The organism is Helicobacter brantae (assembly GCF_003364205.1).
Taxonomy (GTDB): domain Bacteria; phylum Campylobacterota; class Campylobacteria; order Campylobacterales; family Helicobacteraceae; genus Helicobacter_G; species Helicobacter_G brantae.
The window spans coordinates 46,870-70,405 of sequence record NZ_NXLV01000008.1 but is presented as its reverse complement, the minus strand read 5'-3'; the positions used below and the strand labels follow the sequence as shown (position 1 = coordinate 70,405).

30 protein-coding genes are annotated in these 23,536 nt (G+C 38.6%); 19 read left to right on the top strand and 11 right to left on the bottom strand.

The annotated features are described in order from the left end of the window. A partial coding sequence (locus tag CQA58_RS05385) for a DNA polymerase III subunit gamma/tau (protein ID WP_115569700.1) occupies positions 1 to 1,523 on the bottom strand: 1,523 nt, incomplete at its 3' end. A gap of 51 nt (positions 1,524 to 1,574) precedes the next feature. Then, positions 1,575 to 2,189 carry a trimeric intracellular cation channel family protein gene (locus CQA58_RS05380; protein ID WP_115569699.1) on the bottom strand — a complete coding sequence of 205 codons (615 nt, stop codon included), beginning with the start codon at positions 2,187 to 2,189 and terminating at the stop codon, positions 1,575 to 1,577. An 85-nt stretch (positions 2,190 to 2,274) separates the two neighbouring features. On the opposite strand from CQA58_RS05380, the gene gltX reads away from it, so the two are divergent. Both gltX and CQA58_RS05370 read left to right on the top strand, forming a co-directional pair. Next, positions 2,275 to 3,648, top strand: coding sequence for a glutamate--tRNA ligase (gltX, locus tag CQA58_RS05375; RefSeq protein ID WP_115569698.1), 1,374 nt, complete (start codon positions 2,275 to 2,277; stop codon positions 3,646 to 3,648). A gap of 64 nt (positions 3,649 to 3,712) precedes the next feature. Then, positions 3,713 to 4,261, top strand: a complete 549-nt coding sequence (locus tag CQA58_RS05370) for a YceI family protein (protein ID WP_115569697.1) — start codon at positions 3,713 to 3,715, stop codon at positions 4,259 to 4,261. Positions 4,262 to 4,391: 130 nt separating this feature from the next. On the opposite strand, the gene CQA58_RS05365 is transcribed toward CQA58_RS05370, so the two are convergent. The 5 genes from CQA58_RS05365 to petA all read right to left on the bottom strand — a co-directional run bounded on the left by CQA58_RS05365 (position 4,392) and on the right by petA (position 8,252). Further along, entirely contained in the window at positions 4,392 to 4,961 is a 570-nt protein-coding gene (locus CQA58_RS05365; RefSeq protein ID WP_115569696.1) for an NAD(P)H-dependent oxidoreductase, read from the bottom strand. A 68-nt stretch (positions 4,962 to 5,029) separates the two neighbouring features. Next, positions 5,030 to 5,482, bottom strand: a complete 453-nt coding sequence (locus CQA58_RS05360) for a MarR family winged helix-turn-helix transcriptional regulator (protein ID WP_115569695.1) — start codon at positions 5,480 to 5,482, stop codon at positions 5,030 to 5,032. Between the two features lie 139 nt (positions 5,483 to 5,621). Next, a complete protein-coding gene (locus CQA58_RS05355; RefSeq protein ID WP_115569694.1) occupies positions 5,622 to 6,491 on the bottom strand; it encodes a c-type cytochrome in 870 nt (289 codons plus the stop codon). After that, positions 6,491 to 7,723 (bottom strand): cytochrome b, encoded by a 1,233-nt coding sequence (locus CQA58_RS05350; protein WP_115569693.1) that lies wholly within the window; start codon positions 7,721 to 7,723, stop codon positions 6,491 to 6,493. The genes CQA58_RS05355 and CQA58_RS05350 overlap by 1 nt, the downstream gene beginning before the upstream one ends. A gap of 10 nt (positions 7,724 to 7,733) precedes the next feature. Further along, positions 7,734 to 8,252, bottom strand: coding sequence for a ubiquinol-cytochrome c reductase iron-sulfur subunit (gene petA / locus CQA58_RS05345; RefSeq protein ID WP_115569692.1), 519 nt, complete (start codon positions 8,250 to 8,252; stop codon positions 7,734 to 7,736). Positions 8,253 to 8,476: 224 nt separating this feature from the next. Between petA and CQA58_RS05340 the strand changes: the two genes are divergently transcribed. The 4 genes from CQA58_RS05340 to CQA58_RS05325 are packed head-to-tail and all read left to right on the top strand — an operon-like array spanning position 8,477 to position 11,789. Next, on the top strand, positions 8,477 to 9,256 hold the full coding sequence (locus tag CQA58_RS05340; protein WP_115569691.1) for an NAD+ synthase: 780 nt from the start codon (positions 8,477 to 8,479) through the stop codon (positions 9,254 to 9,256). Continuing rightward, entirely contained in the window at positions 9,253 to 10,419 is a 1,167-nt protein-coding gene (locus tag CQA58_RS05335; protein ID WP_115569690.1) for a DegT/DnrJ/EryC1/StrS family aminotransferase, read from the top strand. The genes CQA58_RS05340 and CQA58_RS05335 overlap by 4 nt, the downstream gene beginning before the upstream one ends. Next, entirely contained in the window at positions 10,420 to 11,334 is a 915-nt protein-coding gene (locus CQA58_RS05330; RefSeq protein ID WP_115569689.1) for a tetraacyldisaccharide 4'-kinase, read from the top strand. Further along, complete coding sequence (locus tag CQA58_RS05325) at positions 11,325 to 11,789, top strand: peroxiredoxin (RefSeq protein ID WP_115569688.1); 465 nt, start codon at positions 11,325 to 11,327, stop codon at positions 11,787 to 11,789. Before CQA58_RS05330 ends, CQA58_RS05325 begins: the two co-directional genes overlap by 10 nt. A 119-nt stretch (positions 11,790 to 11,908) precedes the next feature. Here the strand turns inward: CQA58_RS05325 and CQA58_RS05320 are convergent, their stop codons facing one another. The 3 genes from CQA58_RS05320 to CQA58_RS05310 are packed head-to-tail and all read right to left on the bottom strand — an operon-like array spanning position 11,909 to position 13,256. Next, on the bottom strand, positions 11,909 to 12,364 hold the full coding sequence (locus CQA58_RS05320; protein WP_115569687.1) for a hypothetical protein: 456 nt from the start codon (positions 12,362 to 12,364) through the stop codon (positions 11,909 to 11,911). A gap of 2 nt (positions 12,365 to 12,366) precedes the next feature. Then, positions 12,367 to 12,780 (bottom strand): hypothetical protein, encoded by a 414-nt coding sequence (locus CQA58_RS05315; RefSeq protein ID WP_115569686.1) that lies wholly within the window; start codon positions 12,778 to 12,780, stop codon positions 12,367 to 12,369. Positions 12,781 to 12,839: 59 nt separating this feature from the next. Further along, positions 12,840 to 13,256, bottom strand: coding sequence for a hypothetical protein (locus tag CQA58_RS05310; RefSeq protein WP_115569685.1), 417 nt, complete (start codon positions 13,254 to 13,256; stop codon positions 12,840 to 12,842). Positions 13,257 to 13,533: 277 nt separating this feature from the next. Here CQA58_RS05310 and CQA58_RS08455 point away from each other — a divergent pair, with 277 nt between their 5' ends. From CQA58_RS08455 to CQA58_RS05295, 3 genes are all read left to right on the top strand, one after another. Continuing rightward, a complete protein-coding gene (locus CQA58_RS08455) occupies positions 13,534 to 13,668 on the top strand; it encodes a type II toxin-antitoxin system RelE/ParE family toxin (RefSeq protein ID WP_115569684.1) in 135 nt (44 codons plus the stop codon). Beyond that, complete coding sequence (locus CQA58_RS05300) at positions 13,665 to 13,955, top strand: helix-turn-helix domain-containing protein (RefSeq protein ID WP_115569683.1); 291 nt, start codon at positions 13,665 to 13,667, stop codon at positions 13,953 to 13,955. The genes CQA58_RS08455 and CQA58_RS05300 overlap by 4 nt, the downstream gene beginning before the upstream one ends. Positions 13,956 to 14,094: 139 nt before the next feature. After that, on the top strand, positions 14,095 to 14,802 hold the full coding sequence (locus CQA58_RS05295) for a hypothetical protein (protein WP_115569682.1): 708 nt from the start codon (positions 14,095 to 14,097) through the stop codon (positions 14,800 to 14,802). A 24-nt stretch (positions 14,803 to 14,826) separates the two neighbouring features. Here CQA58_RS05295 and mnmA read toward each other — a convergent pair whose 3' ends face one another. After that, positions 14,827 to 15,855, bottom strand: coding sequence for a tRNA 2-thiouridine(34) synthase MnmA (mnmA, locus tag CQA58_RS05290; RefSeq protein WP_115569681.1), 1,029 nt, complete (start codon positions 15,853 to 15,855; stop codon positions 14,827 to 14,829). Positions 15,856 to 15,967: 112 nt separating this feature from the next. Here mnmA and CQA58_RS05285 point away from each other — a divergent pair, with 112 nt between their 5' ends. From CQA58_RS05285 to fliM, 10 genes are read left to right on the top strand one after another with little or no spacing between them, the layout of a single operon-like run. Next, positions 15,968 to 17,218, top strand: a complete 1,251-nt coding sequence (locus tag CQA58_RS05285; protein ID WP_115569680.1) for an adenylosuccinate synthase — start codon at positions 15,968 to 15,970, stop codon at positions 17,216 to 17,218. Then, a complete protein-coding gene (locus tag CQA58_RS05280) occupies positions 17,215 to 17,637 on the top strand; it encodes a flagellar export protein FliJ (protein WP_115569679.1) in 423 nt (140 codons plus the stop codon). Before CQA58_RS05285 ends, CQA58_RS05280 begins: the two co-directional genes overlap by 4 nt. 4 nt (positions 17,638 to 17,641) lie before the next feature. Further along, positions 17,642 to 18,232: a MotE family protein gene (locus CQA58_RS05275; protein ID WP_115569678.1), complete on the top strand. Its 591-nt coding sequence runs from the start codon at positions 17,642 to 17,644 to the stop codon at positions 18,230 to 18,232. Between the two features lie 51 nt (positions 18,233 to 18,283). Next, positions 18,284 to 18,760: a type II 3-dehydroquinate dehydratase gene (gene aroQ / locus CQA58_RS05270; protein ID WP_115569677.1), complete on the top strand. Its 477-nt coding sequence runs from the start codon at positions 18,284 to 18,286 to the stop codon at positions 18,758 to 18,760. A 22-nt stretch (positions 18,761 to 18,782) separates the two neighbouring features. Then, on the top strand, positions 18,783 to 19,253 hold the full coding sequence (gene folK / locus CQA58_RS05265; protein ID WP_245942777.1) for a 2-amino-4-hydroxy-6-hydroxymethyldihydropteridine diphosphokinase: 471 nt from the start codon (positions 18,783 to 18,785) through the stop codon (positions 19,251 to 19,253). Between the two features lie 9 nt (positions 19,254 to 19,262). Further along, positions 19,263 to 20,573 (top strand): flagellar biosynthesis GTPase FlhF, encoded by a 1,311-nt coding sequence (gene flhF, locus CQA58_RS05260; RefSeq protein WP_115569676.1) that lies wholly within the window; start codon positions 19,263 to 19,265, stop codon positions 20,571 to 20,573. Further along, the gene (locus CQA58_RS05255; RefSeq protein WP_115569675.1) at positions 20,573 to 21,436 is read left to right on the top strand and encodes a MinD/ParA family protein; all 864 of its coding nucleotides are present in this window, start codon (positions 20,573 to 20,575) and stop codon (positions 21,434 to 21,436) included. The genes flhF and CQA58_RS05255 overlap by 1 nt, the downstream gene beginning before the upstream one ends. Positions 21,437 to 21,444: 8 nt before the next feature. Beyond that, positions 21,445 to 21,768, top strand: coding sequence for a hypothetical protein (locus CQA58_RS05250; protein ID WP_115569674.1), 324 nt, complete (start codon positions 21,445 to 21,447; stop codon positions 21,766 to 21,768). Positions 21,769 to 21,774: 6 nt separating this feature from the next. After that, positions 21,775 to 22,476 carry an RNA polymerase sigma factor FliA gene (locus CQA58_RS05245; RefSeq protein WP_115569673.1) on the top strand — a complete coding sequence of 234 codons (702 nt, stop codon included), beginning with the start codon at positions 21,775 to 21,777 and terminating at the stop codon, positions 22,474 to 22,476. Further along, positions 22,469 to 23,530, top strand: a complete 1,062-nt coding sequence (fliM, locus tag CQA58_RS05240) for a flagellar motor switch protein FliM (protein WP_115569672.1) — start codon at positions 22,469 to 22,471, stop codon at positions 23,528 to 23,530. The genes CQA58_RS05245 and fliM overlap by 8 nt, the downstream gene beginning before the upstream one ends. The last annotated feature ends 6 nt before the right edge of the window (positions 23,531 to 23,536 follow it).

Here is a 23,536-nt window from a genome sequence, read left to right as displayed (position 1 = left end):
GGTTGTGGTTGTGGTTGTGGTTGTGGTTGTGGTTGTGGTTGTGGTTGTGGTTGTGGTTGTGGTTGTGGTTGTGGTTGTGGTTGTGGTTGTGGTTGTGGTTGTGGTGGCGTGGGTTGGCTCATTACCACTTTTGTTTCAGCACCAAAGATTTCAGCGATTAGCTCTTTTAGCACACTCCATTTCTGTCGCAAAAGGGCGAGTTCTTCTTGATTGCTTGAGGGGGTGAGGGTGAGCTGATGATTGGAGAAATCAACCAATTTGAAGTTTTTATCAAACATTGCTCCGACTTCATAACTCTTCTCATAAATCTTGGCAATGAGTTTGGAGTATAGCTCTTGAGGGGTGGTAGAAGCCTCTTGGGTAGGGGGAGTGCTTGGTGTTACGATTTGCTCAACCACTTGGGGTTCAGATGTTACCAAAGGTTGCTCTTGGGTGTCTTGAGGGGGGAGGATTAGAGCAGAATCATTCAAAACATTCCTCTCTAGTGAAGAAATGAAGCTAGAAACCTCTTTGAGTTTGAGGGCTTCTTGCATTTTTAGCACCGAAAGTAACAAAACAAATTCATTATTGGTATTGAGCGAGAGTAGAGTTTTGCTCTGGGTGAGGATATTGAAAAATCGATTGAGGATAAGTGGGGGATAGTTGGGGTTTTTCTTTAGCATAACCTCTTTGAGGAATAGCATCATTTCATCTAGTATCATCTCACACTCATATTCTTGCATTTGAGAGAGTAGCTCTTGGGTGGTTTGCTCTTGCTTTTGCAAAATTGAGAGGAAAAATCTCTCTAGGATTTCAGGATCGATAATCCCTAGCATTTCAGTTGTGCTAGTAAGTCCGACATAATTTTTGCCAAAGATGATAGCTTGATCTAGGAGTGTGAGGGTATCTCTAAGGCTTCCTGAACCACTTCTAGCGATTACCTCTAGGGCATCGTGATCATAGCCTACCCCCTCTTTTTGCAAGATTCCCTCGATATGAGAGACGACAATTTTTTGGGAAATTTTTTTAAACCTAAAGTGTTGAGTTCGGCTCAAAATCGTGGCAGGGAGCAAAAGTGGGTCTGTGGTGGCTAGGATAAATTTCACATAGCTTGGTGGCTCTTCTAGTGTCTTAAGAAGAGCATTGAAAGCCTCTTTTGTGAGCATATGCACTTCATCGATGATGAAAATCTTGTATTTCCCAAAGCTAGGGCTGTATTTGGTTTGCTCTATCAAGTCCCTGATGTCATCGATTCGGCGGTTGGAGGCTGCGTCCATTTCGATGATATCCATATGTCGCCCCTCAAGTGCAGATTTGCAGTTATCACACACTCCACAAGGATTGCTAGTAGGTCCATTATCGCATTGCAAGGCACGAGCAAAGATTCTAGCCGAGCTTGTTTTACCACTCCCTCTAAGCCCACTAAAAAGATAGGCATTAGAGATTTTTTGCTGATCTAGGGCAAGGGAGAGGGTTTGGGAGACACTCTCTTGTCCGACAAGGTCAGAGAAAAGTTTGGGGCGATATTTTAGAGCCAGATTCATAGAAATCCTTGTTTTTGATTTTTGAAAAAACCATTATTATAAGATATTTGTTTATGAATTCTCTTTTTCCAATGTAACAATGGGGAGAGAAATTTTATATTTGATTGCAATCATTCTCATCACAAAGCCGATGAGGATTGTTACCATTGTGGCAATATCCTCTCCTAGATAAGGATAGGCAAACCAATAAATCGCTCCACACGCCATTGCCACGACAGCATAAAGCTCTTTTTGGAAGATGAGGGGGATAGTATTGCAAAACAAATCCCTAAGCACTCCCCCTAGACTCCCTGTAATCATCGCTGCGATGATAGCGTGGGTAAGTCCATATCCCATTCCGATGACGATTTTTGCTCCAATGACGCTAAAGACAGCTAGTCCCAAAGCATCAAGAGTGAGGAAAAAGAATTTTAGGCGTTGGATAAAGCCTATAATCCTTGTGGCGATAAAGGCAGAGATGATGACAACGATGACATAGTTTGGATTTTCTACCCACGCTAGGGGATAGTGGTTGAATAAAACATCTCTTATGCTTCCCCCTCCAAGAGCAGCAACAAAGGAGATGAAAAACACACCGAAAAGATCGACTTTGTATCGCCCAGCAGCCACAGCACAGCTCATTGATTCGGCAATGATTCCGATATAGAAAAGAATTGTAATTAGCATTTATCCACACTCTTAAGTTGAAATGTGTATATTTTATGATATTTGGAGATAAAATTATGTTTTTAGTTAATGAAAAGGAAAATTTATGAGCGTTGTAACACGATTTGCCCCCTCTCCTACGGGGTATTTGCATATTGGGGGACTAAGAACAGCATTGTTTAACTATCTTTATGCCAAGAATCAAGGTGGGAAGTTTTTGCTAAGGATTGAGGATACAGACTTGCAAAGAAACTCCCAAGAAGCCACTGAAGCAATCATCAAAGCCTTTGAGTGGTGTGAGATGCACCACGATGGCGAGGTGGTCTATCAAAGCCAAAGATTCCCACTCTATAAAGAATATATCCAAAGACTCCTTGATGAGGGCAAGGCGTATTATTGCTATATGACAAAAGAAGAGCTAGAGGCTTTGAGAGAAGAGCAAAGAGCCAATAAACTCCCCCCACGCTATGACAATCGCTACCGAGATTTCAAAGGCACACCCCCTGAAGGTGTGCAACCCGTGGTGAGAATCAAAGCCCCACTAGAGGGAAGTATCGCATTTGAAGATGGAGTGAAGGGAAGGATTGAGATTTCTGCTAAAGAGATTGATGACTTTATCATCGCTAGAAGTGATGGCACTCCGACTTATAACTTTGTAGTAGCAATCGATGATGCCCTTATGGGAGTAACTGATGTTATCAGAGGAGATGATCACACCACAAACACTCCTAAGCAGATTGTCGTATATGAAGCTTTGGGATTCAAAGTGCCAAAGTTCTTCCACGTGCCAATGATCCTCAATCCTGAGGGCAAAAAACTAAGCAAAAGAGATGGAGCAACCGATGTAATGGAGTATAAGCAAATGGGGTATTTGCACGAGGCTTTGCTAAACTTCCTTGTGCGACTAGGGTGGAGTAGTGGAGATAAAGAGATTTTCTCAATGGAGGAGATGATCTCCCTCTTCTCTCCTCACAACCTCAATAGCTCTGCAAGTTGCTACAACCAATCCAAACTTGATTGGCTCAATAACCACTATATCCGAGAGATGAATAATACTAAGCTTAAGAGTATGCTAGTGGATTTTGGCTGTGAAGTGAGTCTGCAGGGAGAGAAGCTAGAAGTGCTTTTTGAAGCACTCAAAGAGAGAAACTACACACTTGTGAGCTTTGCTAAGGGAGTAAAAGAAGTGTTAAATGCTCCAAGTGAGTATGATGAGAAAATGCACTCACGCCTTACAGAGCAAGGGCTAGAGAATATCTCTAAGTTTGTCGCTACTTTGAGTGATGGGCTAAGTGTGAGTGAGTATGAGGCAAAAAGCAAAGAGTTTATGAGTGAGCATTCCCTCAAACCTGCTGACTTCCTTCAACCTCTGCGACTAGCAATCTTAGGCAAAGGTGGGGGGATTGGAATGGCAGAGTGTATCTTTGTCTTGGGGGTTAGTGAGATTAGAGCGAGGGTGAAAAATCTCAATTTACTCTAAATTGTTTTTCTTTGTCTAAAGTGTGATTTGGGATTGCTCCCAAAATCACTATTAAGGAAGAAAGATGAAAAAGTCTTTAGCCACCCTTTCTTTGGCTACTTTGATGAGTTTAGGTGCTGTTGAGTTTGTCATAGACAAAGCTCACTCAAGCGTGGATTTCAAAACAAAACATTTGCTTGTAAGCAATGTAAGTGGGAGTTTTGAGAGCTTTAGTGGAAAAATCGATCTTGATGTAGCAAGTAAGACACTAAAGGCGTTTGAGGGGGAGATCGTGATAGGCTCTGTCAATACCAAAAATGACGGAAGAGATAATCATCTCAAATCTCAAGATTTCTTTGATGCTTTGGCTTATCCTAAGGGATATTTCAAGATGCAAAGACAAGAGGGAGATAAACTCTATGGCACTTTGACACTCAGAGGGATTTCAAAACCTGTGGTGTTTGATGTGAGTGTGAGTGATATGGTGAAAAATCCAAAAAGCAAAAAAGATGTCGTGGCTTTGGAAATCGAGGGGGATATCAAAAGAAAAGATTTTGGAATCGGCTCTAGTGTCCCTGATGCTGTGGTGAGTGATAAAATCAAAATCTCAATCAACCTAGAATTAAATAAGTAACTTGGTTTATAGGCGTATCAAAAAGATGCGTCTATATCCCACCCCTTTTTTTATCCACATCAAACAAGATCTTTAAAGTCTTTTGGACACTTCTTAAAACTGAGAAACCAAAGAGTTTGTTTTGAAAACATCATCGCTTGTATTTAATAAGCCCTTCACACCAGTCTTGATCTTGAAGCATAAGCTCATATTTGTTTGAAAGCTCTTCAATTTCTTGCTGATCGAATTGTTTTGCGGTTGTTGAGTAGATTGTAAAAGCACGAGTATAAATCATTCCACAAAATCTTGCCGTTGTTTGAAGTGGTGAGAGAATCTCATTGATACTCTTGTCATTCCAGCCTCCTGCTTGATAAGCTTCTTGTGTTGAGCCAATTGTAAGAACGGCTTTGAATTCTTTATCAACAAGCTTATCTCCACTTTGTCCAAAAGCAAATCCATAACTAAACACCATATCTTGATAAGCCTTAAGCATCGCAGGAGTGCTAAACCAATGGATAGGAAATTGGAAGATGATTCTTTCATACTCAACTAAAAGCTCTTGCTCTTTTTGGATATCAAAGCCTTTGGTATCGCTTCCATAGATTGCATCCAAATGACGCACTAAGACATTTTCTTGTTTTTTAGCTCTCTCAAGCAAGGCACGATTAAACACAGAGTTTTCAAAGTTGGGGTGATTAAAAATAATCAAAGTTTTTTTCATTGGCAATCCTTTATATTTGCTTGTGCATACAAATATGAAAATAATAAAAAAATGAAAAATAACCCTGCTTAAAAAGAGGGTTTTTCCTCTCTGATAAGATGATTTGCTTTTAGGATATCTTGAGTAAGATTTTTTGAAAAATCCTCTCCAAGAATTTTGCAATACTCTTGGCGAAACACTTCCCAAGCATCAAAAATCGCAGGCATCATCTCTTCGCCTTTTTGACTTAACTTGACATTAGAATTTTTTCCATCTTGCTGTCTTTGTAAAAACCCCTTGATAAGAAGCTTATCAACAAAACGCGTGATGGTAGAAGGAGAAAGCCTAAGACAAAAAGCAAGGGCTGAACAATTGATTTCCCCCTTCTCTTTAACTGCCATCATTAAGATTGCATAAGAGGGAGAGAGAGTGGTTGGAGCAAATGCTTCATCTGCAAGTTTTGCTATCATTCTTCCTAAGTCTTGAGAGACAAAGAATAGACAACAATCAAAAAGATGATCAAGAGTCTTTTCACACTTCATATATTTCCTTTTATTTGTTTGCACATACAAATGATATATTATTTTTTGTAAATATTTCGCAAAAATGAAAATTTAATTTTAGATATCTAAGAGATGATTGAGAAAAAAGAAGCAAAAAGGAAAGGGGAGGGGGAGAGGGTTAATGAACCTCTCTCCAAATTTTGCATTTCCACAAGTAAGCAAGAACTGCCATAAATGCACAGAATAGCATAAGCTTGATACCCAAAGATTCTCTTTGCTCTTTTTTGGCATCAGCGATGTTTTCCATATATGCTAGGACTTGTCCTTCTGCTTTTTTAGTCAATCCTACTCTAGGCATTGAAGCACCGGGGAGCATTTTTTGAGGATCGTTGATGAAAAGTGCAAGATAATGCTCTCCACGACTTCTATACATTGTTGAGAGGTCAGGAGCTGGAGCACCAAGATATTCTTTGACTAGTTTTTCAGGTGTAGCTACTTTGATACCTTTGAGTCCATTGATACCATCGTATTTGATATCGTGGCATCTTGAACACGCATCGATAAATACTTCACGATTGCTCATCTCTTTTGGAGCGATAGATTGAAGGTAAGCTACCATATCAGCAACTTGTTGATCATCAAACGCACCTGCAAGAGAACTCATTTGATAGACATCTTCTTTGCCTTTGAGTTTTTGCTCTAGCATTGTAGCTTTAAGTGGGTTTTTGAGGAATGCTGTGAGGAACTCAGGAGCATAGATATAACCCATTGTATCAAGGTCAGGTCCCATTACGCCATCAGCATTTCTAGCTTTTAGCTCACTCTCAGGAGTCTTGTTGTTGTGGCAACCTGCACAATTCTCTTCTACCAAAGCCTTTCCTGCACTTGCATTTCCTTTTGCACTCACTTGGATATTTTTCAAATCAGCAAAAGTGTAGTCAGCAGGAGCTTTTGCAGGGTTGAATACAGAGTGAGCCAAAGGCTCTACTCCCCAATAAATAACACCGACAATAACAGCTAGGATAGCTAAGATTTTAAATTCTTTCATTAGTGAGATCCTCCTACTTTTTCATTTTTTGTAATAAATGGAAGGATGATGAATAAACTAATAAAAATTGTTGAAGCAACAAGACCAATCCATTTGTTGATTCCCATATCTGGTGGAAGCTTTCCAAAGATTGTCAAAACAATCATATCAACAAGCAATACGATAAACCACACCAAGAATGCAGGGCGTTTGTGAGCAGGTGCAACCACAGGGCTTCTATCAAGGAAAGGTAATGCAAAGAAAATCACGTTTGCCAATCCAAACATAGCAAGTCCAAAATCACTGCTAAAGAAGAATCCTCTCAATACTTCATAGCTCCACAAGAAATACCACTCAGGATAGATGTGTGGTGGAGTTTTGAGATTGTTTGCAGGATCGAAGTTGATAGGATCGAGTGCAAAGTTGAAGTTGAAACACGCCAAGAAGAAGAAGATTGTCAAGAAGACAAACACGACAAAAATATCTTTTGAAAGGAATACTGGCCAAAAAGGGATAACTTTTGACTCTTTTTTCTTACCTTCAAGATATTTTTTTGCTTCAGCATCAAAATCAATATGCTCTCCAGTTTCGTTATTGACGTGAGGGATTCTAAGAGTGTAGAAGTGCATTGCAATTACAGCAATGATGAGGATAGGAAGCAAGCAAACATGAAGCATAAAAAATCTTGTCAATGTCGCATCAGCAACGCTATAATCTCCTCTAACCCACTCAACCACATCAGGACCGATGAAAGGGATACCACCAAAGAGATTTGTGATAACAACAGCCGCCCAATAGCTCATTTGTCCCCAAGGGAGCATATAACCACTGAAAGCCTCTGCTGAGAAAAGCACAAAAAGAAGCATACCACTAATCCAAATCATCTCTCTGCCACGCTTATAAGAACCATAATAAATCCCTACAAACATATGGATATAGATGATGAGGAAAACCATACTTGCACTTACAGCGTGGATATTTCTCCATAGCCACCCATAAGCCACTTCAGTCATAATCGTATAATTGACACTATCAAATGCAAGATTGACATCAGGCTTATAATACATAAGCAAGAAAAGTCCAGAAACAAAGAGCATCCCAAAAAGCACAAGCAATACAACACCCATTGCCCAAAGGAAATTGATGTTTTTGGGAATCCAATATTCAGTCATCAAAACTTTTGTCAAAGTCTTAATGGCGATTCTTTGATCAAGCCAATCGATAAAACCATTTGCTTTTCTGATTTCAGCCATTTTTTCCTCCTTATGCTTTTATGAGCTGATTGTATTCTTCACCAGCTTCACCAAAAATAAGTTTCTTTCCACCATCAGTGATTTTAAAAGGTGGGATTGTCATTGGAGTGGGAGGAGGAGTTCCGGGCTCATTGATACCTGAAGAGTTGAATTTCCCTCCATGACACGCACAGATAAACTCTCTTTTCTCTCCATCATAACTAGGAATACATCCAAGGTGTGTGCAGACTTGCACTCCCACGGTATAGATTGAATCACCGATTTTGAAGTTTCTTTTTCCAAGATACTTTTGTGCATCAGGATCGTTTTTTGCCATTCTTAGGATATAAACAGGCTTTTTTCTCCACTCAATTGTCATCAATTCTCCCTCTTTGAGAGCAGAAATATCAACGGTTGTAAAACCTGCTGAAACAACGCTTGGAAGTGGATCCCAAGTTTTTTTCATCGCAATGAGCGTAGCAGTGGCACCAATAGCAGCACCACCACCAAGAGCCATTCCGATAAAGTCGCGTCTTTTGTTGTCTGACATCGTTACTCCTTGTAGTGTATTTTGCTTGATTTTTGCTTGTGTTGTGGGACAAAACAAAACTTAGGATTTTAGCAAAAAAACCCCCAAAAATTGCTTTATATTCTTGAAAATGTAACAATTTTGAGAAAACTTATCCTCTTGTGTTGCTTTTTGAATATAATTGCTTTAAATATGATTTTCTTAAACATATATAAAAAGAGTGAAATTTAAGGTTAGGATACAAGATGACAGAGCTAAAAAAGGCAATGATTGATTTTCTTAAAAAAGAAGTTGAATGCAGGGGTTTTGAGAGGGTTGTTTTTGGGTTAAGTGGTGGTTTGGATAGTGCTGTTGTGGCTTATTTGTGCCAAGAAGCCTTTGGAGAGGGGGCAAAAGCTGTGTTGATACCCTCATCAAAAAGCTCAAAGCAAAATTTTGATGATGCATTAGAGATTGTAGAAATTTTGAAGATTCCTTATGAGATTGTCAAGCTAGAAGAATATGAAAAAATCTTCTCCAAATATGAGAAAATGGATCGGATAAGGTATGGAAACTTTTGTGCTAGATTAAGAATGACGATTTTATATGATATCGCCCAAAAAGATAGCTCTTTGGTGATTGGCACGAGCAATAAGAGCGAGAGAATGCTAGGCTATGGGACGATTTATGGAGATTTGGCGTGTGCAATCAATCCGATTGGAGAGATTTATAAGAGTGATTTATTTGAATTTGCAAAGGTTTTAGATATTCCTCAAAAAATCATAGATAAAAAGCCAAGTGCAGATTTATATGAGGGACAAACCGATGAAGAGGAGTTAGGTTTAAATTATCAAGAAATTGATAAAATTTTGAAAAAAATTTTAGAAAAAGATTTAGTTTTTGATAATTTATCGTTAGTTTTTGATATGATAGAAACTGAATATTCTAAAGACATTATAGAAAGTGTTTTGCGAAGAATTCAGAAAAATCGGTTTAAACTTTGTCATCCAGCAGTGTTTAATCCAAGTGCAAAGGAGAAATTATGAATAAGTTACCATTCTTTTTGTATGGCTTTCAAGAAGAGGATTTAAAAGGTGTAGAGGAGACAATAGTAGGGCATTCAGTTTTGGGCAAGAAAAGAGGTGTGTCTTTTGATCATCTTCCCAATCACGTAGAAATGCTTGAGAAAAAAGCTAGTGAGCTTACAAAGATTAAACACTCTATTGCTGTAAATTCCGAGATTTCTGCTTTGCTTGTTGCTTTGCAAACATTGGAAATCAAAAGAAATCATCGCGTGATTTGTTCTGTTTATTGTCATCCTTTTGTGCCTGAGTGTATTCGATATTTTGATGCAGAGCCTGTATTTGTAGATATTGATCCCAATACTCTTGCAATGCTTCCTGAAAAGGTTGATGAGCTTTTAGTCAATAAAGACAAGCACAGAATCAAAGCGATGATTGTTTCTCATATCGGTGGGGCACTCACAGATATGGAACCATTCTATAAGCTCAAAGAAAAATACAAAGTTGGATTGATTGAAGATGCAAGTTATGCAGTAGGCTTGAAATACAAAAATGGGGATTATGTAGGGAAAGATCCAAGAGCTGATTTTGCTATCGCTTCTCACTTTTTGGGGACAAAAACTAAGCTATTTAATGCAGGTATGCTCTTTACAAACAATGATGAGTATGCCCAAAAGTGTATTACTTTCCGATACTACTCTGAAATCCGAGAAGTCAATAATGGGCTTTTCTATGATGTGGTTGATATGAGCTTGGATCATACAATGTCTATGATTTCAGGGCGATTGGCATTAGCCCTTGCAGAACGCATCGAATCTCACAAAGAGCGAAGAAGAGAGATTGCAAAACTCTATCGTGAGGGATTGAGTGATGTCAATGGAATCAGACTCCCACTTGAAGATGAGAGCAATATCTACACTCTCTTTATCGTCAGACTCAAAAAGAGTAGAGATAAAATCTCAGCACTTCTCAAAGAGGCAGGGATTGAAACTGCATTGCACTTCATTCCTATCAATCTCTTAAGCTACTACAAAAACAAGTTCCAGCTCAAAGTAATGCAATTCCCCAATGCTTTCCAAGTCTATCAAGAAGTATTGTCATTGCCAATCTATGCAGGAATGAGCGATGAAGATGTAAAATATGTGATTGATACACTCAAAAAAATCTTAAAAGAAGAGATTGACTAATTGAGATTGATTGATCATTATTTTTATCAACCCCTTTGGTGGCAGAAGATTCTGATATTTCTTCTGCTCCCACTCTCTTATTTTTACTGCTTCATCTCTTATTTCAAAAGGAAGCTTTCTTCTAACATTGATTTTGGAATCCCTATCATCTCTATCGGCAATCTTGTTGTAGGTGGAAGTGGCAAAACCCCATTTCTTATCCATATCGCCCACTCCTTGCCTCATCTCAAAATCGGTGTAGTTTCAAGAGGGTATAAACGCAAAAGCAAAGGGCTAGTCGTGGTTTCAGAGTTTGGCAAACTTCTATGCTCTCAAGAAGATGCAGGAGATGAGCCTTATCTTATCGCTAAGAGTTGCAAGAATGCAAGTGTGATTGTCTGCAAGAAGAGAAAAGATGCAATCCTCAAAGCCAAAGAAATGGGCTGTGATGTGGTGTTGCTAGATGATGGGTTTAGGTTTAATTACAAAAAACTCAATCTTGTATTACGCCCAAAACTAGAGCCTTATTATCCCTTTTGTTTGCCTAGTGGAATGTATCGAGAGTGGAGCAAAAGTTACAGCGAGGCAGATTACATCATCAAAGAAGGGGTGGATTATACAAGAGTGGTGGGAGTGGAGAATGAGAGTGAGCGAATGCTTCTCATCACTGCTATTGCCAATCCAATGAGATTGAATGAGTTTTTGCCCCAAGTGGTGGGGAGAGTGTATTATCCTGATCACTCTAGCTTTGATATTGGGGAGCTAGAGAGAAAAATGCAAGAGCATAATGCAACAAGTTTGCTTGTAACCTCTAAAGACTATGTCAAGCTTGAGCATACCTCTTTGCCCCTCTCACTTTTGAGCTTGAAGCTTAGGGTAGATGAGAGGATAATTGAGAAGATAAAAAACTATATCAAGGAGAATCAATGTGCTTAGAAATCAATGATATTGCCCCAAGTTTTGCACTCCAAAACCAAGATGGCGTAGAAGTGCGATTGCAAGATATTTTGGGAAAAGTTTTGGTGCTGTATTTTTACCCCAAAGACAATACAAGTGGGTGTTCTCTTGAAGCCCAAGATTTTACTTCTTTGCTAGGGGAGTTTCAATCTTTGGGGGCAAATGTGGTGGGAGTCAGTCCTGATAGTATCCAAAGCCACAAAAGATTTATAGAAGCTAAGGGGCTAAAACTAATGCTTTTGAGCGATCCAAGCAGAAGCGTGAGTGCAAGTTATGGAGCGTATGGAGTGAAAAAAATGTATGGCAAAGAAGTGCAGGGAATCATTCGCTCTACTTTTGTCATCTCCAAAGAGGGCAAAATCCTCCAAACTTTCTACAATGTCAAAGCCAAAGGACACGCAGAAAAGGTGCTAGAGTTTGTAAAAAGTCTTTAAGGGGTTTAAGTAGGGGGTTTAAGAGAGAAGCATATTTGTCAAAAATGCCATATCATCTCAATCAAAGCGGGGACTTTCGGAGTCCCTATTGTGGAAAATATCTTCTTATCCTCAACCTTTTAATACGCATTTCTAATCAAAAACTTCTCAATCATCTTATACTTTTGGGCTTTTTGTGCAAAAAATTCTTCTTTTTGATTAAATACAATGTCTTCTTGCAAATCTTTTAAATTATCCGAAAGTCTCCAATTCTCACTTCTCTCTCTAGTATCGATGAAAACTTCCAAAACCACCCCCTCCTCAAACTCAACCCTCAAATCACCCAAATCTTTAGCATCTGCTTTTATAACCCTCATTGCTTTGATTTCTATCTCACGCTCTTCTTCCACCCAAAGCCCCTCATATGAGCCAAAAATGATTCTGTCCCCTTGAGTGAATCGAAATGGTGATTGAATCTCCAAATCAAATCGATAGACTTTGGCTTTTGAATCAATACACTCACCCAAAGACAAACAAAGAATACCTTTGTATATATAAATCTCTTGAACTCTCAATCCCACAATACTCTCAAGCATTTTTATTCCTCATTAAATACTATGTGTTTGGGTGGATTAAAAGAAGCATCAATCCACCTATAGCACTCAAGGGTTTTGCTAGAAGTATCGATAAAGCACTCAAACACTAGTTTATCATCAAGCACGATTTGTATATCCCCAAACACTCCAAGTTTGATACTAGAAACATTGAGAGGAAGAGAGCTTTCTAGCTCTTGCAAAAAAATATCTGCCAAAGTATTTCCCCATTTGTCTTTCTTGTCCTCATCAAAGAGTCTAGAGAAATCAAACGAACCTACAAAAATCTCACCTTGCTTTATAAATCTCCAATGAGATTGAATATGCAGGGATTGAATGTTTTGCTTATCATCTTTGAAATCAAGTCTTAGCATATAGCCACTTCTATGGATAGAGAAAAGTGTTTTTGGCTTTTTCATTTATTGCTCCAAATGGCATATGGGATTATTATCAAATCTTGCACCCATTATATAAAATCTCAATCCCGCTCTGCTTTTTTGCAAATCTTCAAAAAATGCAAGACATACAAGACAATGAGTGTCAAACCAACACAGAGAGCAAAAATAAAGAGCAAGAGCAATGGCATCACTTTGTTTTCTCCCTCAAATTCAAAAAACATCAAAGATAAACCACAGACAATATACACAATAACAACGCACAAAATATCGTATGGAGATTTTTGTCTAGATTGTATGAGAAAAATCATAGTCAAAAGAATCAGGCTTAAACAATAAGGAGATAGAGGGTAAGCATAAACCCCTAGTATCCCAAGCTTTAGAAAGATTTTCTCTCTCAAGATTTTGAGAGAAAATTTTGGAAAACACACATCATAGAAGACTAAGAGGGCAGGAGTAATCAGTGCGATACAAAATAAGAAAAAATATAAAATCTCCATTTTTCCCTCCTCAATATCTCTACAATTCTAATACAAAAATCTTTTAGCTTTCCAAAAACTTAATGAAATGATAGGTTTTGAAAATATAGAGCTTGGTTTTAGTGATAGGGTGGAAAATATCTTAGAAAAGCGTTGCTTTTATTTGTGATTTATCTCCTATGGAGACATAATTAAGACATTGCATAAAGGCTTAGATTATAACAATTATTTTATAATTTTTATTAGGAGGCAGATTGTGGAATGATATTTTGTCAATGAGAGACTTAGAGAAGATTTTTTGGCTTATTATGATAGAGATATTGTCTTATTGCATATTTTTACTAAAAAAACACACAAGACACCCAAGCAAGAGCTTCAAAAAGCAATCAGACTCTACAAACAGCTTGTATCTAATCAAAAGGAGCAAAGATGAAAGAAGCAATGGTAAAACCGATTAAATTTGATAAAGAAGAGATGCTTAAAAATGCTGAAGTGGAGAGGGCATATAAGGAACAATCTCCGTTTTGGGAGTTGCAGAGAATGTTGATTGAGAAAAGAAGAAGTGCAAAACTAACGCAAGAGGAAATCGCCCAAAAAATGGGAGTTAGGCAAAGTGCTATTGCGAGATTTGAGAGTGTGGGATATGAAAATTGCACTCTCTCCACACTTGTGGCATACGCAAAAGCAATCGGTATGAAAAAGCTTATCATCACTCTTTGAGCCTCTTTGAGAGCAGGGTAGATTCTTGCTCTCTATCCTTTTGCTATGCAAAAAAATTACTTTTTGAGAATCTAAAAAATAGGAGTATAATAAGTAATAAACTTTATAAAAATGCAAGAAAGTATTGATAGGAGAATAAATGAGAAAAATTCTTTTATGTCTATTGCTAATCACGCAGGGCTTTAGCGTAGGATTTATGGATAGGATTTTTATGAGTGATGCAGAGATTGCTGAGGCTGAGAGGATTGAGGCTGAGAAAGCCAAACGCACAAAACATTTCTTTGGAATCGAGGGTGGAGCAGGGTTAATCGACCTTTACGCAAGATATAATTTTTTCACAACCAACCCCTTGTTTGTCGGAGAGAATGCTCCAACTCTAGGTTATAGCGTTGCAATCAATGGTGGTTTTCAACGCTATGATTACGAGAAAGTAGGGATTAGGCACACCTTTGGAGTCAAATTTGATTGGGGCAATAATTTAGGGAAGTTTGGAGGAAAACAAAAAGAGGATTATCAGGGTGGATATGTTTATCATATAGTCCCATTTTATTATGTTGTTGAGGGGTTGTTTGACTTTGTAAAAAATGGAGATAATCGTTTTGGAATGAATCTTGGACTTTCGCTAAAGACAGCCATTAGTATTGCCAAGAATATTCCATATCAGCCAAAAAGATCAAAGGATTTAGGGGGATTTGGAGTTTTTTCAGAATTGAAAGCAGGTTTTTACACTCAATTTAATAATGAGATTATTGACCTTAATGTTTATCTCCCACTTTTAGGAATGAGTTTTGGAACTTCTGCTATCCCCTCAGTAACAGCAACTTTGGGTTACAAGCACCTCTTCTAATCCCAAGAGGGCTAAGCACCCCCTTTAGACAATCACCCCACCACCTAGCACACAATCCCCCTCATATACCACTAGAGCTTGTCCTTTGGCAACCCCATATACAGGCTCTAGCAGTGTGGCAGTGATAAGCCCATTTTCACCTAGCTTGACAAGGGCTTTGCTTTTTTGACTACGATAGCGAATCTTGATTTCATACTCTCCTTCAGTGAAGTTTTGCAAACTTTTATTGATTGCCCTCACTTCTGTGGTGGCTAAATCCTCTTTTTTGCCTACGACAATCTCATTACTTTTTGGATCGATTGAGAGGACATAGTGAGGCTCTAATGCCCCTTTGACACTAAAGCCCTTGCGTTTGCCGATAGTGTATTGCATATATCCTTTATGCTCTCCTACGATTTTGCCCTCTTTGTCTTTGACAACTCCCTTTTGATCGACATTTAGAGTCTTTTTGAGGATATCGATATAATCAGTATCCACAAAGCAAATTTCTTGAGATTCTTTATAAGTTTCAAGACTTCCAAGCCAAGGCATTGCCTCAAAGGCTTCTTTTTTGACATTGACTTTGAGATAATCGCCTAGAGGGAAAATCAAATCATCAATCGCACTTTGAGAGAGTGCATAGAGAAAATAGCTTTGATCTTTGCTAGGGTCTAGGGCTTCTCTAATGCGTTTAACTCCATTGACTTCCCCTATCCTTGCATAATGCCCTGTGGCGATTTTCTCACAGCCCATCTCTCTTGCCCTCTGCAGAGCTAGTCCAAACTTCATCAGAGGATTGCACAATGCACAAGGATTGGGGGTTTCTCCTCTTTGATAAGAGAGGATAAACTCATCATAAACCTTTTGTTTGAACTCTTTTTGAGCCTCAATGATATGAAACTCAATGCCGAGATTTTGTGAAACTTTGTGGCAGTTTTGGATAAAAACTTGGTGTTTTTCTTCTTTGTCGTGGAGTTTGAGGTAGATTCCGACTACTTTATATCCACGAGATTTCAGCAGATATGCACAATAAGAGCTATCAACTCCTCCACTCATCAATAGGGCGATTTTCATTTTTTACCTTACTTTTTGGATTTTTGGGGTGCAATCTTACAATAGGATAGAAGTAAAATTCCTAAACAATGAAGTATAATTTTTTGAATTTTAAGAAATCAAAGGAAAAAAGATGGCAGATTTGGTTGTGGGATTACAATGGGGTGATGAGGGGAAAGGGAAGATTGTGGATATGTTGGCAAAAAACTATGATGTGGTTGTGCGTTATCAAGGGGGGCATAATGCAGGACATACTATTGTAGTAGATGGGGAGAAACTAGCCCTTCATCTTTTGCCCTCAGGTGTGCTATACCCACATTGCCAAAATGTGATAGGCAATGGCGTAGTCATCGAGCTAGGCTCTCTTTATGAAGAGATGAAAAATTTTGGGATAGACAAACTCAAAAATCGCCTTTTTATCAGTGATAGAGCCCATATCATTTTGCCCTATCACTCAGCTCTAGATCAACTCAAAGAAAGAAAGAAAAAACAAGGAGCTATCGGAACGACAGGCAAGGGGATAGGTCCAACTTATGCAGACAAATCCTCAAGAGTGGGGGTAAGGATTGGGGAGCTAAGGGATTTGAGTAAGCTAAGAGATAAGCTAGAGGCTCATTATGGTGAGATTGAAAATGTGATTTCTACTTTGGGAGGGGAGATCCCCTCACTTCAAGAGAGTATGGATAGGCTAAAAGAGATGAGTGAGGTGATTTTGCCTTTTGTGTGTGATAGTGCGAAGTTTTTGTGGGAAGCTCAAAAAGAGGGCAAAAGAATCTTGCTTGAAGGAGCACAAGGGAGTATGCTAGATTTGGATCACGGCACATATCCTTATGTAACAAGCTCAACAACTATCAGTGCAGGGGCGTGTAGTGGGAGTGGAATCAATATTAAAGAAGTGCAAGAAATCATCGGTATTGCCAAAGCTTATTGCACAAGGGTGGGTAATGGTCCTTTCCCAAGTGAGGAGTTTGGCTCTGTTGGGGAAGAGATTCAGAAAAAGGGGGGAGAGTTTGGCACAACCACAGGAAGAGCTAGGAGATGTGGGTGGTTTGATGCAGTGGCGATGAGGTATGCGTGTAAGCTCAATGGTTGCACTCAAGTGGCATTGATGAAGCTTGATGTGCTTGATGGGTTTAGTGAGATTAAGGTGTGTGTGGGGTATGAGTATGAGGGAGAGAGGATTGATTATATCCCTTATGATTATGAGAATGTCAAGCCCATTTATGAGAGCTTTAAGGGGTGGGAGAGAAGTGAAGGGGTAAGAGAGTATGACAAGCTTCCTAAAGAGTGCATTGAGTATATCAAGGCATTGGAGAAAATGATTGAGTGCAAAATCTCTATCATCTCCACAAGTCCTGATAGAGAGGATAGTATCAAAGCTTGAAAACCAAATTTGATGTCTTGCTAGTAGGGATAAAGCAAAAAATGCAAAACGCAGAGCTAGAACTATCTAATATCAATGCTCAAATTCAAAATACTCAAGAGGAGATTGTGAGCTTTACTCAAGCCATTGCAGATATTGAGCTTCCCTCTAGTGGAAGTCCTTTGGCTTTTAGAGAGATTTATGAGAGCAAGAGGGCGTATTTGCAAAAGATTGAGGATTCTAGCTCTTATCTTTCCTCTCTCAAAGCACAAAAAGGGCAAAAACAACAAGAATATCAACTTTATCAATTAGAATTTGAAAAAATAAAATATTTGCAAAAAAGAGAAATTGACGCCCTATTGGCTAAAATCAAACAAAAAGAGCAAAATCAACTTGATGAGATTGCTGTAATGCTGTTTTGTCAAGACAAAAAGGAGTGAGTGAATGAAAAAACTTTTATATCTAGGGGTGTTTGGGTGTTTTTTGTGGGCTGAAGTGGTAGATTGTAATCTTTTGTTTGAATCAAGAAAAGAAGAAATCGCCTCACAACTTCAAAAACTCCAAGAGCAACAACAAACCTTGCAAATCTTACAAAATGCAACTGAAGGCTTACTCAAAGAGCGAGAAGACAAGCTCAAAGCCCAAGAGCAGGAGCTAAAAGCCAAGCAAGATAGTTTTGAAAAAGATCAACAAGACGCCCAAAACAAGCTCAAAGCCCAAGCTGATGAAATCGCTAAGCAACAAGAAGCCAAACAAAAGCAGATAGAAGCACTTATTGCTCAAAATGAGGAAATCCTCAAGCAGATTAAGGGGGCTAAGCAAGATAAAGTGGTGCAAACCTATGCCAAGATGAAAGACTCAAAGGCTGCTTCAATCTTAGAATCCCTCCCCACAAAGGACGCTGTGGAGATTTTAAGCAGTATGGACGCTAAGACTATGGGAAAAATTATGGCAAAAATGAGTCCTCAAAAAGCAGGAGAGATCACGGTTTTGCTTCAAGGAGTAGAGCAAACTCAAAATGACAAAAACCCTTAAAAGAGCTTTTGTGTTATAATTTAGAAAATACTTCAAAAATAAGGAGCATAAATGAAAGTTTTAGTTATCCAAGGACCTAACCTCAATATCTTAGGACACAGAGATCCAAGACTTTATGGAAATGTAACTTTGGAGCAGATTCATCAAAATATGCAAGATATGGCAAAGCAAAACGAAGTGGAGCTTGAATTTTTCCAAAGCAATTTTGAGGGAGAAATCATCGATAAACTCCAAGAGTGTATTGGAGGGGAGTATCAAGGTGTGATTATCAATCCTGCAGCTTATGCTCATACTTCTATTGCGATTGCTGATGCGATTGCTTCTTGTGGTGTGCCTTGTGTGGAGGTGCATTTGAGTAATATCTTTGCACGAGAAGATTATCGAAGCAAAAGTTATAGTGGAGCTGTGAGTGCAGGAGTGATTTCAGGATTTGGTGCATTTGGTTATCATCTAGCTTTGATTTCACTCTTTCAAATCATCAAAGAAATCAAAGCCATTTCTGAAGCACAAAAGCAACAAAAAGCATAAAGAGTAAGTAGAGGTGGGGAGAGTGAGAAAGATTGTCTATCACTCCCTCTATCCTTATAGGGCTTCAAAAGAAGCCAAGATGAAAAATAAAGTTTTATTGGGGATTGGTGGAAATGTGGGGGATTGTATCAAGCGTTTTTCTCATCTCTTTAGAATGATTGAGAGAGATAAGCGATTTTGCATTCTCTCCACTTCTCCTATCTATATCAATCCTCCTTTTGGATATTTGGAGCAAAATGATTTTTATAATGCTACAATCCAAATAGCGACAAATCAATCAATGATTGAGGTTTTTAGAATGATTTTTTATTGGGAGAGGAGATTTAATCGCCCAAGAAAAAGAGCATTTCTCAATGCTCCACGAACGCTAGATATTGATTTTTTGTGGTTTAATCAAGCAAAAATCAAGCGACCTTATCTTACAATTCCACATAAGGAATGGGATAGGAGAGAATCTGTTTTGATTCCATTGAGTTTGCAGACAATTTTATAGAGGAGAGCGATGAAAACTTACACTTATACAGGTGAAACTCTTGAAGAGGCGACAAGGAAAGCAAAGAGTGTGCATGGAGATGAGCCTTTAGTTTTAAAGACACGAGAGTTGAGGAAAAAAACCCTTACAGAAAAAGGACTTTATGAGCTAGTGATTGCTGTGCAAGATGAAGAGAAGCCTTTGCCACAAAATAGCGTCAAAAAACGCCTTGAAGAGATTTCTCAAAAGAATTATGAGCAAAAAAAACAAGAGAGTAAAATCACTTTAGAATCCGATATTGACTTCTCAGAGCGTGCCAAACAAATCACAGAGCTTCTCTCCTCATCTCCCTCTTCTCCCAAAAATCCCTACAATATCCCAACTCCTCCTCAAACACCCAAAAAACCTACACTTCAAGAGAGCGAAGAGCTAAAGGCTATCAAAAAAGAAGTAGAGCAGATGAGTGATAGACTAAAGCTAGTGCAAAATATGCTTTGGGAAGAGAAAAAACCAAGCCCAAACACTAAAATCCCTCAAGAATTTGCAGAGATTTACAATCTTGCAAAAAGCAGTGGGATTGATCACGATAGACTAGAGGCACTAATGGACTTGAGCTTAGAGCTTATGCCACTTTCAATGCGTTCTAACTCTGTTACAATCAAGCGATATTTTCGTGAGGTTTTACGCAAAATGGTGATTTGCAAAGCCGAGCGTTTAGAGGGGGCTAAGAAAAATATTGTGATGCTTGTAGGTCCCACAGGAGTAGGCAAAACCACGACTTTGGCAAAACTTGCAGCCCGATATTCTCTGATGCTTGATATGCGTTATCGTGTAGGGGTGATTACTCTTGATTCTTATAAAATCGCTGCAATGGAGCAGTTGATGACTTATGCAAGAATGATGAAGCTTCCAATTGAAAGGGCTGATGATCCCAAGGATTTAAGCACAGCCATTGATCGCTTAGGGTATTGTGATTTTATTTTGATAGATACAGCAGGGCATTCACAATATGATAGCCAAAAGCTTGAACTCCTCAAAAAGTATGCCAATAGTGATTACTCCATTAGCGTTCATTTGGTGCTTTCAGCAAGTACAAAGTATGAGGATCTCAAAGAAATTTATCGCTCTTTTAGTGCTGTTGAGATTGATAGCATTATTTTTAGCAAACTTGATGAGAGCAGAAGTTTTGGAAATATTTTTTCTCTTGTTTGTGATATTAAAAAACCCATTAGTTATTTTTCAATCGGACAAGTTGTGCCAAGTGATTTGCTTGTGGCAAGTAATGATTACTTTGTGGATTGTTTGCTTGATGGATTTAAAAATCCCAATAAGGAAGAGTAATGGAACACCAAGCCACTGAACTTGCCGAACTTGTAGAACAGCAAAATCGCAATAAAAAACGCACAGAGATTATTGCCATAACAAGTGGAAAGGGAGGAGTGGGGAAATCCAATATCTCTGCCAATCTTGCTTATACACTTTGCAAAATGGGATATAAAGTCGCAGCTTTTGATGCTGATATTGGACTTGCAAACCTAGATTTGATTTTTGGAGTAAAAGCTCACAAAACGATTTTAAGTGTGCTAAAAGGAGAGTGTGAGCTTCAAGATATTGTCATTCCTATTGAGAATGGACTTTATCTTATCCCAGGGGATAGTGGAGATGAGATATTTAGCTACATTACTGAAGATTCGGTTTCAAGATTGATTGGAGATGGGGGGATACTCTCTGATTTGGATTATTTGGTGATTGACACAGGGGCAGGGATTGGGGGACTAACTCAGAAATTTTTAGATGCAAGTGATATGCTTATTGTGGTTACGATGCCTGATCCTAGTGCAATCACTGATGCCTATGCTGCAATCAAAGTCAATGCCAAAAAGAGAAATCATATTTTTATGATTTTAAATATGGTTAAATCTGCCAAAGAAGGGGAAAATGTCTTTTTGAGAATGAAGCAAATTGCCTATCGCAATATGACAAGCCTTTCTTTAGAGTATTTGGGTTATATTCAAAGCTCTCCTAGTGTGTCCTCTGCCACAAGAGGAAGGACTTTGTTTAGTCGTATTGATCCAAGCGATCAATCCTCTTTGCAACTGCGAGATATTGCACGTCAAATCTTGCAGAAAAAGGAACGAAAAGTGCTAGTCGATGAGAAAAGTGGCTTTGGAGGGTTCTTCCAAAGATTGCTCAAATATCTATAAGGTAGAATATGCGTTCAGAAAATTTCATCGGACTTGCTGTGGTTTCAGGATTTTTCCTAGGATTGATTTCTGGTTTTGTTGCATTTGAGAAGGCAGAGTATATTGTCATCTTTGCAATCATTGTAATGGCAATTTTTTATTTGATTGCTGTGGGAAGTGTATCAATGTTTAATTGGTTTATTGATTTTGATTCACAAGAATTCAATAAGAGCAAACTAGAAAACAATCTTGAATACTATGTTGATCAATTTGGTAAAAGAGAAGATGAGCTTCTTAGGGTGTTGGACTATATCAAGAAAATTGAGCTCAACCAAGATGTAAAGGCAAAGTAAGGTTTAATGAAAAAGCAAGTGCAAGGTTATAATCAAAATCTCAAATATTCTCAAGATGAACTCGCTTTGCAATATCTCCCTGCAGTCAAAGCGATGGCTTATCGACTCAAAGAGCGATTGCCTAGTTCTGTGGATTTTGGAGATTTGATTTCTATTGGCACAGAAGAGCTTATCAAAGTGGCTAGACGCTATGATAGCAGTATCAATGATTCATTTTGGGGGTTTGCCAAAATCCGCGTTAATGGAGCAATGCTTGATTATCTTAGAGGACTTGATGTGCTTTCACGCTCTTCAAGAAAACTCATCAAAGCCATTGATGCAGAGGTTACAAAATATCTCAATGAGTATGATTGTGAGCCTGATGATGAGTATTTGGCAAGTGTTTTGGGGGAAGATGTGGAGAAAATCAAAGAAGCCAAAATCGCCTCAGATATTTATGCCCTTGTCCCCATAGATGAGCAATACAATGCCATAGAGGGGGATAATGTTTCCAAACAAGTTGAAAAAGATGAATTGATTGATTTGATTGGAAAGATTTTAGACAAACTCCCTCAAAGAGAGCAGATGGTGGTTCAGCTTTATTATTTTGAAGAATTAAGCCTTTCAGAAATTTCACAAATCCTCAATATTACAGAATCAAGAATCTCTCAAATCAACAAAGAAGTGATAAAAAAGATTAGAAATTCACTAGGAGATCTCAATGGCTGATATATTAAGTCAAGAAGAAATTGATGCTCTCCTAGCTGTGGTAGATGAGGAGGGAGAGGAGAGTAGCGATTCTCCATTTGTCCCACGCAATAAGCACCACGATGTCGCACTCTATGATTTCAAACGCCCCAATCGTGTAAGCAAAGAGCAATTAAGAGCCTTTAGAGGGATTCACGATAAACTTGCAAGAAGTCTATCTTCTCAAATCTCAGCAGCGATGAGATCGATTGTCGAGATTAGTTTGTATAGTGTGGATCAGATGACTTATGGGGAATTTTTGATGAGTTTGCCAAACCCCACAAGCTTCAATGTCTTCTCAATGCGACCCCTAGATGGGACAGGGGTTTTGGAGATTAACCCAAGTATTGCATTTCCAATGATTGATAGGCTTTTGGGAGGGAAAGGAGAGCCTTATAGCAGTGATAGGGAGTTTAGTGGGATTGAGCTTTCTTTGCTTGATTCAATCCTCTATCAGATTATCCAAAATCTCAAAGAAGCATGGGCTCCTGTAACCGAGATTTATCCTGCCATTGATACCAAAGAAACTTCAGCTTCAGTTGTGCAAATCGTTGCACAGAATGAAATTGTCATAATGGTAGTAATGGAGATTGTGATAGGAAATTCAAGAGGAATGATGAATCTTTGCTATCCTGTTATCTCCCTTGAAGCAATTCTCTCAAGACTTGGAAGCCGAGATTTAATGCTCTCAGATACCAATACCAAAAAAAGTAGAAATCGTGAGCTTCAAGCTCTTATTGGTGGATCAGAAGTGATTGTAAGTGTGGGATTAGGGAATACAACTTTAAGTCTAAGAAATATCTTGGATTTAAAAGAGGGGGATATCATTCGCCTTGATTGTCCTGCCAATGATGAGGTAGTTGTCAGTATTGATGGAAGAGAGAAATATATTGCTGAGATTGGATTACAGCGTTATAGAAAAACGGTGAAAATCAAAGAAGCAATCCGAACAGAAAAAGATGAAGTCAAAGATATGCTTGAGCTTTTAGAAGAGCAGAGAAAAATCCGAGCCGTTCAAGACAATGAAGAAGATTAAGGAGGA